Source organism: Inquilinus sp. (genome assembly GCF_057815775.1).
Genome location: NZ_JBYRFX010000378.1, coordinates 1 through 6568, shown reverse-complemented (window position 1 = coordinate 6568; position 6568 = coordinate 1). Strand labels below are relative to the sequence as shown.

The window sequence follows — 6568 nt, the reverse complement described above, 5'->3', positions numbered from 1 at the left end:
TGACGAACAGGCCGGGAATCAGGTTCACATAAAACAGCCAGTGCCACGAGGCGTGGTCCGTGATGAAGCCGCCCACCGTGGGCCCCAGCGTCGGCGCCAGGGAGGCGATGGCGCCGATCGTCGCGGCGGCGATCACGCGCTGTTTGCCCTGGAAGAAAACGAAGGCGGTGCTGAACACCAGCGGTATCATCGAGCCGCCGAGGAAGCCCTGCAGCGCGCGGAACGCGATCATGCTGTTGATGTCCCAGGCCCAGCCGCACATCAGGCTGGTGACGGTGAAGCCGGCGGCCGAGATGCTGAACAGCCAGCGCGTCGACATCACCCGCGACAGCCAGCCCGACAGCGGGATGACGATGATCTCCGCTATGAGGTAGCTGGTCTGGACCCAGGCGGTCTCGTCCTGCCCGGCGGACAGGCCGCCGCCGATGTCGCGCAGCGAGGCCGAGACGATCTGGATGTCGAGCAGGGCGATGAAGAAGCCGATGCACATCACCACGAAGGCGAAGATCTTCTTGCCCTGCGACAGTTCATCGACCGGGGTCACAGCGGCGGCGCTCATTTCCCGGCGCTTCCGGTGCGTTCATCGACATCGGCCGTGACCGACAGGCCGGGGCGCAGGCGGCCGAGGACCGAGGCGTCGCCGTCCAGCAGGATGCGGACCGGCACGCGCTGGACGATCTTGGTGAAGTTGCCGGTGGCGTTCTCCGGCGGCAGCACGCTGAACTGGGCGCCCGTGGCCGGCGCCAGGCTGGCGACATGGCCGCGGAAGGTCTCGCCCGGCAGGACATCCGCGACCACCGTCGCCGTCATGCCCGGACGCATCGCCGCCAGCTGGTTCTCCTTGAAGTTGGCATCAACCCAGAGACCGGTGGCCGGCACCACCGCCAGCAGCTGCGACCCGACCGTGGCATAGGCGCCGGTCTGGGTGCTACGGTTGCCGATGGTGCCGTCGATCGGCGCCCGGATCTCGGTGTAACCGAGGTTCAGCTGCGCCGTGTCGCGGTCGGCGACGGCCGCGGCCAGCCCGGCCCGGGCCTGCTGCTTCTGGGTGTCGATGACGTCGAGCTGGCGCTGCGCCGCCTCCAGCGTCGCCTGGACCCGCAAGCCGTCGGCCACCGCCTGCTTGTAGTCGGCATCGGCCTTCTGGAAGGTCTGCACCGAGGCGAAGGACTTGGCCGACAGCTGCTGGTAGCGGGCCTGGTCGTCGCGGGTGCGGACGATCTCCGCGTCGGAGGACGCGATGCCGGCCTGGGCCTGGGCGATCACCGCCTGCTGCAGCCGGTATGTGGCGTCGAGATTGGCCAGGGTCGCGTTCTGCTGCGCCACGGATGCGTCGGCCTTGGCCAGGGCCGCGCGATAGTCGCGATCGTCCAGCTTGACCAGCAGGTCGCCGGCATGCACCGCCTGGTTGTCGGTGATCGCGATCTGGGCGACGAAGCCCGCCACCTTGGGCGCGATCACCGTCACGTCGCCGCCGACATAGGCGTCGTCGGTGCTCTGGAAGAAGCGGCCGACCGTCCACCAGTCATAGCCGTACCAGCCGCCGCCGGCCAGGATCAGCAGGGCCAGGGCCGACAGCCCCAGGCGCTTCTTCGTCAGCTTCGGGCGCGGCTTGGCCTGGACCTGGGCCGGTGCAGCCGTGGTGTCGCGGTCGAGGACGATGGCGTTCATGATGCGGCCTTCGCAGGGGTGGTGGCGATGGCGACGCGGGCGAGCCGCTTGCGGGTGCGCTCATCGGCGACCGGGCCGGGGCCGGGCCGGAATTCCTGCGGGGTCAGCGGCCGGCCGCTGATGCCGTCGAACACCACCGGGTCGGCCACGGCGCCGGTCGCGCGGTCGACCAGCTGCACGCTGGTGCCTTCCGGGGCGAAGTGCCGGTTGCCCCAACCGATCAGCGACCACATCACCGGCCGGAAATCATGGCCGACCTGGGTCAGCACATATTCGTCGCGCGGCGGCTTTTCGCTGTAGCGCCGCCGCTCCAGCAGGCCGGACTCGACCAGCGTGTTCAGGCGCCGGGTCAGCATGCTGGGGGCGATGTCCAGGCTCTTCTGGAATTCGTCGAAGCGGGTGAGGCCGTAGAAGGCGTCCCGCAGGATCAGGATGCTCCACCACTCGCCGACCCGTTCCAGGCTGCGGGCGATGGGACACTGCATGTTGCCAAAGCTCTTGTGCTGCATGGCGCTGCCGTGGCTTTATCGTTGAATGATGATCGTCATATAGGCCGGTTACTATCATTATGCAAGTAACTTCCGCGGATGGCGCGGAAACGCGACGGCCGGAGCCATTTCTGGCCCCGGCCATTTGGCGGGTCGGCATCGATCAAAGGTGTCGACGCCTCAGCGCCGATGACGATATGGCCTCAGCCGCACCATCCGTTCACGCCACCGCCGGGACCTTGCGCGGCTCGCCCAGCTGGCTCAGGCCGAAGCCCGCCAGCAGCTGGGCCTGGACCGGCACGGCCTGGGCGTTGACGGTGTCGGCGCCGTGCGGCTGGCCCACGACCACGCGGGCGGGACGCGAACCGGCGGGCTGCGCCACGAGCCGGGCAATCGCCTCGGCGACGTCGTGCGGGTTCGGGGCGTTCTCGCTCTGGAACAGCGCCACCACCCCTTCGGCCATCTTGCCGGGGATCGCGCCGATCTCGCCATAGGCGGCGATGCGCTCAGCGTCGGCCGGCAGCAGGGCGCTAGCGAAAATATTCGTGGGATAGAAGCTCGGCTGCACCAGGACCACGTCCACGCCCAGCTGCGACAGCTCGTAGCGGTAGCTGTCGGTCAGCGCCTCCAGCGCGAATTTCGTCGCGCCGTAGACCCCGAAGAAAGGCAAGGTCACCCGGCCGAGGACCGAGCCGAGATTGACCACCAGCCCCTCCCCCTGGCGCCGGAACGCCGGCAGCACGGCGCGCAATGTCCGCTGGACGCCCAGGACGTTCACATCGAACAGCGCCCGCGCCTGCTCGGTCGTAAACGCTTCGGAGACGCCGGCGCCGCCGAGGCCCGCATTGTTGACCAGGACGTCGAGCCGCCCGGCCTGGGCGAGCACCGCAGCCACGCCGCGTTCGACCGAGGCGTCGTCGGTGACATCGAGTTCGACGACATCGATCCCCTTGGCGCACAGGGCCTCCGCGGCCTGCCGGTTGCGGCCGGCGGCGTCGCGCATGGAGGCGAAGACACGGTGCCCGGCCTGCGCCAGCGTTTCTGCCGTGTCGCGGCCGAAGCCATTGCTGGCGCCGGTGATAAGGACGGTTTTGGACATGGTTGAGCGCCTTCACTGGGCAAGGAGGGTGAGAGGCACTCCGTCGAGCGCCGCCGATTTAGATGTCAATCGACATCCAATTAGATGTTGCTCAACATCCAAAAGTCAACCGGATTTGCTTTTCGCCTGGGAGGCGCTGTCCGGCGGCGAAGCCGGCCGGAGCGGCCGTCAAGCTGCAAAGGTGAACAGTTGCCGCCGGATGGGCCGTTGCTAGCCTGCTCGCATCACGCGGCCTTTATGGCCTAGTGCGCTACCGCAGGTTGCATAATACGATATTCAGGGAGACGACGCATGGCCTCACGGGACGCCCCCGGGGCAGTCATGGCCCGATGGACTCGTCGTTCCATATTGCAAGGCATAGGCGGCGCCATCGGGTCGCTCGCGATCCCGGGGTCGCTGGCGATCCCCACGGCGGCAAAGGCCGCTGACGGCGGCAGCTTCGGCGTCGTCGTCTATGGCGCGACGCCGGGCGGCATCATGGCGGCCTACGCCTCGGCCCGGGAGGGCGCGTCGGTCGCCCTGGTCCTGGCCGGGCCGCTGGGCGGCATGAGCGCCCAGGGCCTGAGCTGGAGCGACACGGCCGTCCTCGGTGTCATCGGCGGGCTGTGCCTGGAGTTCTTTCACCGCGTCGGCAAGATCTACAACCCGACCTCGACCGCCATCGTCAAGAATTTCGAACCGCATGTCGCGGAAGCCGCCTTCCTGAGCTTCATCAAGGAGGCGGGGATCAAGCTGATCCACTTCTATTCCCTGGCCGGCGTGGCCACTTCGGGCCGAAAGATCCAGTCGATCCAGCTGACCGACGGCACGGTGCTGAAGGCGGCCGCCTTCATCGACGCGTCCTATGAGGGCGACCTGATGGCCGCCGCGCGCTGTGCCTATTGGGTCGGGCGCGACAGCAGCACCCGCTTCAACGAGGCCAATGCAGGGTTCGACGCGGTTCCGGTCAATCATCACCTGACCACCCGGGACAGTCGCGGGACGCTGTTTCCCACACTCAAGCCCTATCCGGCCCAGGCGAGATTCACGGCAGACAAGGCCGTCCAGTCCTATACGTTCCGGCTGAGCCTGACCAACGACAAGACCAACATGGTGCGCTTCGCCAAGCCGGCCGGTTATGACGCCGATCGCTATGGCTTCGAACTGGCTCTCTTGAGCAATCCAAACCGGGTATTTGCGCCGCTCAGCATCAAGCACAACAACAAATTCGATCTGAACGGCAATTACTATGCCGCGTCCTGGGAATGGCCGGAAGGCAATGCCCAGCGTCGGAAGCAGATCTTCCAGGACCACTTCAACTATCAGGCCGGATTGCTGTATTTCTACGCGAACGACCCGAGGGTACCGAGCGACTATCGGGAACAGGTGAACCTGTACGGCCTGGCGAAAGACGAGTTCGTCGGCACCGGGAACTGGCCGCGGCAGCTCTATATCCGGGAAGCCCGCCGGCTGGCGGCGAAATCCGTCCTGACCTGGAAGGACACGCAGACGGAATTGACCAAGCTGCATCCGGTCGGCATGGGGTCGTATTCCCTCGACTCCCACGCCACCCAGCTTCTGGAAATCCGCAACGGCTACATGGACTATGAGGGCGGCTTCGGCTTGCTCGCGACGCGCGCCACCAACCCCTATCAGATTCCCTATGAAGCCTTGCTGCCCAAGGAATACGACAATTTCTTCGTGCCGGTCTGCGCCGGGGCCAGCCATGTGGCCTTCGCCTCGCTGCGCATGGAGCCGCAATTCATGATCATGGGTGAGGCAGCGGGCTGTGCCTCCGGCCTGATCGCCAAGCGGGGCACGACATCGACCGCCCTGGCGACCGAGATCACCGCCAGGCTCCGGTCCTACCGCGCCACGATGGAGTACACCGCGGCGGCGAAGGTCGCGGATGCCGCCGATGCGGATAAGACGGCCGCCCCCTCGGCAAGCCAGAGCACGGATCCCGAATTGCCGCCCGGTTTGTCCCCGCTGTTCTGAGGCCTGGCCCCTCGTCCGGCGGCATCAATCATTAACCCGTCATCGCGAGGAGCGAAGCGCCCCCTTTACGTCAAGAACGGGCGATCCAGCGGCTCGATCTCTGGATTGCCACGCCCCTTTGGGGCTCGCAATGACGGGTTTTCAGTCTTGATCGTCAGTGTAAGGCGGCAGCATCCGGCTTGGCGCTCCCCAAAACATTCCAGCGGGGCTTGACGTTCTTAGAATGCTAGCATATTAGAAAACTATGCCAAGCGAACCCGTCAAGCAGTTCAACGTCTATCTGCCGGTCGGGCTGATCCGGGAGGTCAAGCACCATGCCATCGAGGCCGAGCTGTCGCTCTCCGCCTTGGTCGCCGACGCGCTACGCGCCTACCTTGAGGCCCGGAACCAGCAGGAGCCAGCCCCCGAAGGAGATTGAGATGGCGACGAAAGGCATCGAGGCCGTGTTCCTGACCACCCACAACTGGGGCAAGTCGGCCAAGTTCTTCCAGTCCCTCGGCTTCCAGCTCGAATTCGACACCGGCCATGAATCCGGCCAGTTGCGCAACGGCGCCGGCCCCTTTCTCTTCATCGCCGAAATCCCCCAGGACCAGCCGCCCGAGATGCACGTCGTGCTGCAGGTCCCCGACGCGGATGAATGCCGCCCCGGGCCGGGCGTCGAGGTCGTCACACCGTTCGCGCCCACCCATTGGGGCACCCAGGAGATGACGGTCCGCGACCCCGACGGGCGGATCTGGCACCTCCAGGCCCCGGCCAAAGGGTAAGGGGAGCGGCCATCATGCCGGACAAGCACGCCATCGCACCGGAAAGCTCGGCCGTGCGGGTCGCCCTGTGGCGGGCGCTGCATGTCGAAATCGATGCCGCCCCGCCGGTGCTGGACGACCGGGTCGGCCTGCAGCTCGCAGCGCCGGCCGAAGACTGGCGCTGCCGCCCGGACATGGACCCGCAGGGCACCCGGCTGTTCCGTGCCGCCATCGTGGCCCGGGCCCGTTTCATCGAGGATCTGGTCGTGGAGCAGGCCGGCCAGGGCATCGGCCAGTACGTCATCCTCGGCGCCGGCCTCGACAGCTTCGCCCAGCGCCGGCCGGAGGTCGCCGCCGCGATGACGGTGTTCGAAATCGACCAGCCGGGGCCCCAGGCCTGGAAACGCGCCAGGCTGGTAGAACTCGGTTTAGGCGTGCCGGATGGGCTACGGCTGGTGCCCGTCGATTTCGAAGCCGGACCGTCCTGGCTGGACCGGCTGGCCGCGGCGGGCTTCGACCGCAGCCGGCCGGCCGTCGTGGCCTCGACCGGGGTCAGCCTGTACCTGACGGTGGCGGAGATCGCGGCCACG

Annotated in this window: 8 protein-coding genes; 4 read left to right on the top strand and 4 right to left on the bottom strand. The window is 67.0% G+C overall.

Annotation, left to right across the window (positions count from 1 at the left end; translation table 11 throughout):
- From AC3XYG_RS13565 to AC3XYG_RS13550, 4 genes are all read right to left on the bottom strand, one after another.
- On the bottom strand, positions 1-559 hold a 559-nt coding region (locus tag AC3XYG_RS13565), incomplete at its 3' end, for an MFS transporter (RefSeq protein ID WP_489140368.1).
- Positions 556-1671 (bottom strand): HlyD family secretion protein, encoded by a 1116-nt coding sequence (locus AC3XYG_RS13560; RefSeq protein WP_489140367.1) that lies wholly within the window; start codon positions 1669-1671, stop codon positions 556-558. The genes AC3XYG_RS13565 and AC3XYG_RS13560, both read right to left, overlap by 4 nt.
- A complete protein-coding gene (locus tag AC3XYG_RS13555; RefSeq protein ID WP_489140366.1) occupies positions 1668-2156 on the bottom strand; it encodes a winged helix-turn-helix transcriptional regulator in 489 nt (162 codons plus the stop codon). The genes AC3XYG_RS13560 and AC3XYG_RS13555 overlap by 4 nt, the downstream gene beginning before the upstream one ends.
- Before the next feature lie 223 nt (positions 2157-2379).
- On the bottom strand, positions 2380-3258 hold the full coding sequence (locus AC3XYG_RS13550) for an SDR family oxidoreductase (protein ID WP_489140365.1): 879 nt from the start codon (positions 3256-3258) through the stop codon (positions 2380-2382).
- Between the two features lie 348 nt (positions 3259-3606).
- Here AC3XYG_RS13550 and AC3XYG_RS13545 point away from each other — a divergent pair, with 348 nt between their 5' ends.
- The 4 genes from AC3XYG_RS13545 to AC3XYG_RS13530 form a co-directional block, all read left to right on the top strand.
- A complete protein-coding gene (locus AC3XYG_RS13545) occupies positions 3607-5235 on the top strand; it encodes an FAD-dependent oxidoreductase (protein ID WP_489140364.1) in 1629 nt (542 codons plus the stop codon).
- Between the two features lie 244 nt (positions 5236-5479).
- Positions 5480-5653 carry a ribbon-helix-helix domain-containing protein gene (locus AC3XYG_RS13540; RefSeq protein WP_489140363.1) on the top strand — a complete coding sequence of 58 codons (174 nt, stop codon included), beginning with the start codon at positions 5480-5482 and terminating at the stop codon, positions 5651-5653.
- Between the two features lies 1 nt (position 5654).
- The gene (locus AC3XYG_RS13535; RefSeq protein ID WP_489140362.1) at positions 5655-5999 is read left to right on the top strand and encodes a VOC family protein; all 345 of its coding nucleotides are present in this window, start codon (positions 5655-5657) and stop codon (positions 5997-5999) included.
- A 14-nt stretch (positions 6000-6013) separates the two neighbouring features.
- Positions 6014-6568 (top strand): class I SAM-dependent methyltransferase (locus AC3XYG_RS13530; protein ID WP_489140361.1); only part of this gene is annotated, 555 nt, incomplete at its 3' end.

What these genes read in the sequence shown, in the direction of transcription:
- AC3XYG_RS13560 (WP_489140367.1), bottom strand. Translation starts at nt 1,671, where the DNA reads ATGAACGCCATCGTCCTCGACCGCGACACCACGGCTGCACCGGCCCAG.
- AC3XYG_RS13555 (WP_489140366.1), bottom strand. Translation starts at nt 2,156, where the DNA reads ATGCAGTGTCCCATCGCCCGCAGCCTGGAACGGGTCGGCGAGTGGTGG.
- AC3XYG_RS13550 (WP_489140365.1), bottom strand. Translation starts at nt 3,258, where the DNA reads ATGTCCAAAACCGTCCTTATCACCGGCGCCAGCAATGGCTTCGGCCGC.
- AC3XYG_RS13540 (WP_489140363.1), top strand. Translation starts at nt 5,480, where the DNA reads ATGCCAAGCGAACCCGTCAAGCAGTTCAACGTCTATCTGCCGGTCGGG.
- AC3XYG_RS13535 (WP_489140362.1), top strand. Translation starts at nt 5,655, where the DNA reads ATGGCGACGAAAGGCATCGAGGCCGTGTTCCTGACCACCCACAACTGG.